Consider the following 3382-nt stretch of genomic DNA (forward strand, 5'->3'; position numbering starts at 1 on the left):
TGTGGCCGGTACATGTTCTTTTAAAACTTGTGACGTAGCGAGCGTTTGAGATATCTATCTTGACGTGTCGTGAGGCTAAGGCGGAAGACTTAAATGTCTTCTTATTAATTGAGTCGTTATAGTTCGTATCTGGGCTTTGTACCCCCAGGTCATATATGTAACCCAAGGCAACTTGCGGTTATATGGTCAAGCGAATAAGCGCACACGGTGGATGCCTTGGCGGTCAGAGGCGATGAAGGACGTGGCAGCCTGCGAAAAGTATCGGGGAGCTGGCAACAAGCTTTGATCCGGTAATGTCCGAATGGGGAAACCCACCCGCTTGCGGGTATCCTGCAGTGAATACATAGCTGCTGGAAGCGAACCTGGTGAACTGAAATATCTAAGTAACCAGAGGAAAAGAAATCAACCGAGATTCCGTAAGTAGCGACGAGCGAACGCGGACTAGCCCTTAAGCTGATTTGGTTCTAGGAAAACAGTCTGGAAAGACTGGCCATAGAAGGTGATAGCCCTGTATCTGAAAGGGCCATTTCAGTGAAGACGAGTAGGGCGGGGCACGTGAAACCCTGTCTGAACATGGGGGGACCATCCTCCAAGGCTAAATACTACTGACCGACCGATAGTGAACCAGTACCGTGAGGGAAAGGCGAAAAGAACCCCGGAGAGGGGAGTGAAATAGATCCTGAAACCGTGTGCGTACAAGCAGTAGGAGCCTCGCAAGGGGTGACTGCGTACCTTTTGTATAATGGGTCAGCGACTTACTGTTCGTGGCAAGCTTAACCGTATAGGGGAGGCGAAGGGAAACCGAGTCTGATAAGGGCGCATAGTCGCGGGCAGTAGACCCGAAACCGGGTGATCTAGTCATGGCCAGGGTGAAGGTGCCGTAACAGGTACTGGAGGCCCGAACCCACGTCTGTTGCAAAAGACGGGGATGAGCTGTGATTAGGAGTGAAAAGCTAATCGAACCCGGAGATAGCTGGTTCTCCTCGAAAGCTATTTAGGTAGCGCCTCATATGTATCCTCTCGGGGGTAGAGCACTGTTATGGCTAGGGGGTCATCGCGACTTACCAAACCATTGCAAACTCCGAATACCGAGACGGACTGTATGGGAGACACACGGCGGGTGCTAACGTCCGTCGTGAAAAGGGAAACAACCCAGACCCACAGCTAAGGTCCCAAATTCACTGCTAAGTGGAAAACCATGTGGAAAGGCACAGACAGCCAGGAGGTTGGCTTAGAAGCAGCCACCCTTTAAAGAAAGCGTAATAGCTCACTGGTCGAGTCGGTCTGCGGGGAAGATTTAACGGGGCTAAGCAGTGAACCGAAGCTTGGGGTGTGCAACCTTCAGGGTTGTACGCGGTAGAGGAGCGTTCCGTAAGCCGTTGAAGGTGGATTGAGAAGTCCGCTGGAGGTATCGGAAGTGCGAATGCTGACATGAGTAACGATAATGCGGGTGAAAAACCCGCACGCCGAAAGCCCAAGGTTTCCTTGCGCAACGTTAATCGGCGCAGGGTGAGTCGGCCCCTAAGGCGAGGACGAAAGTCGTAGTCGATGGGAAGCAGGTTAATATTCCTGCACCTCGCGTAAGTGCGATGGAGGGACGGAGAAGGTTAGGCGTACCAGGCGTTGGTTGTCCTGGGGAAAGGCGGTAGGTTTGGATCTTTGGCAAATCCGGGATCCTTTAAGACCGAGCACCGAGACGAGTCTTTAAGACGAAGTCGCTGATACCACGCTTCCAGGAAAAGCTCCTAAGCTTCAGCTTACGCAGACCGTACCGTAAACCGACACAGGTGGGTAGGATGAGAATTCTCAGGCGCTTGAGAGAACTCGGGTGAAGGAACTAGGCAACATGGCACCGTAACTTCGGGAGAAGGTGCACCCTTTTTGGTGGCTCATGCGAGCTATAGCTGAAGAGGGTCGCAGTAACCAGGCCGCTGCGACTGTTTATCAAAAACACAGCACTCTGCAAACACGAAAGTGGACGTATAGGGTGTGACGCCTGCCCGGTGCTGGAAGGTTAATTGATGGGGTCAGCCGCAAGGCGAAGCTCTTGATCGAAGCCCCAGTAAACGGCGGCCGTAACTATAACGGTCCTAAGGTAGCGAAATTCCTTGTCGGGTAAGTTCCGACCTGCACGAATGGCGTAACGACAGCGGCGCTGTCTCCACCCGAGACTCAGTGAAATTGAAATCGCTGTGAAGATGCAGCGTTCCCGTGGCAAGACGGAAAGACCCCGTGAACCTTTACTATAGCTTTACACTGAACGTTGAGTTCGTCTGTGTAGGATAGGTGGGAGGCTATGAAACTGTGGCGCTAGCTGCAGTGGAGCCAACCTTGAAATACCACCCTGTCGTGCTTGACGTTCTAACCTAGGTCCGTAATCCGGATCAGGGACCGTGTATGGTGGGTAGTTTGACTGGGGCGGTCTCCTCCTAAAGAGTAACGGAGGAGCTCGAAGGTACGCTCAGCGCGGTCGGACATCGCGCACTGTGTGCAAAGGCATAAGCGTGCTTGACTGCAAGATCGACGGATCAAGCAGGTAGGAAACTAGGACTTAGTGATCCGGTGGTTCTGTATGGAAGGGCCATCGCTCAACGGATAAAAGGTACTCCGGGGATAACAGGCTGATACCGCCCAAGAGTTCATATCGACGGCGGTGTTTGGCACCTCGATGTCGGCTCATCACATCCTGGGGCTGTAGTCGGTCCCAAGGGTATGGCTGTTCGCCATTTAAAGTGGTACGCGAGCTGGGTTCAGAACGTCGTGAGACAGTTCGGTCCCTATCTGCCATGGGCGTTGGAGATTTGAGAGGGGCTGCTCCTAGTACGAGAGGACCGGAGTGGACGAACCTCTGGTGTTCCGGTTGTCACGCCAGTGGCATTGCCGGGTAGCTATGTTCGGAAGCGATAACCGCTGAAAGCATCTAAGCGGGAAGCGCGCCTCAAGATGAGATCTCCCGGGGCACAAGCCCCCTGAAGGAACCATATAGACTATGTGGTTGATAGGTCAGGTGTGTAAGTACAGCAATGTATTGAGCTAACTGATACTAATGATCCGTGAGGCTTGACCATATAACCTCAAGTTGCCTTGGCCGACATGACATGTCGATAGATCCAAGTGCACGCTACGTCACAAGACCAAACGAGAGGCAGGCGCTGTAGGCGCGTCTCTTTGTAAAGCAGGGCACACACGTGCCCCGCTCCCTGCAAAGACACGACGGCCCACGGCGACACTCCAAACGCCTCCCTGGTGAAATTAGCGCTATGGAACCACCCGATCCCATCCCGAACTCGGAAGTGAAACGTAGCTGCGCCGATGGTAGTGTGGCTCAAGCCATGCGAGAGTAGGTCATCGCCAGGGTTTATACCCCGAAAACCCCGTTGCT

2 rRNA genes are annotated in these 3382 nt (G+C 53.3%); both read left to right on the forward strand.

The annotated features are described in order from the left end of the window. The first annotated feature begins 184 nt into the window (after nt 1-184). Nucleotides 185-3068 (forward strand): 23S ribosomal RNA (locus IFT58_RS18585). A gap of 174 nt (nt 3069-3242) precedes the next feature. Continuing rightward, a 5S ribosomal RNA gene (rrf, locus tag IFT58_RS18590) occupies nt 3243-3357 on the forward strand. The last annotated feature ends 25 nt before the right edge of the window (nt 3358-3382 follow it).

It is taken from the genome of Stenotrophomonas sp. CFBP 13718, assembly GCF_014842145.1.
Lineage (GTDB): Bacteria > Pseudomonadota > Gammaproteobacteria > Xanthomonadales > Xanthomonadaceae > Stenotrophomonas.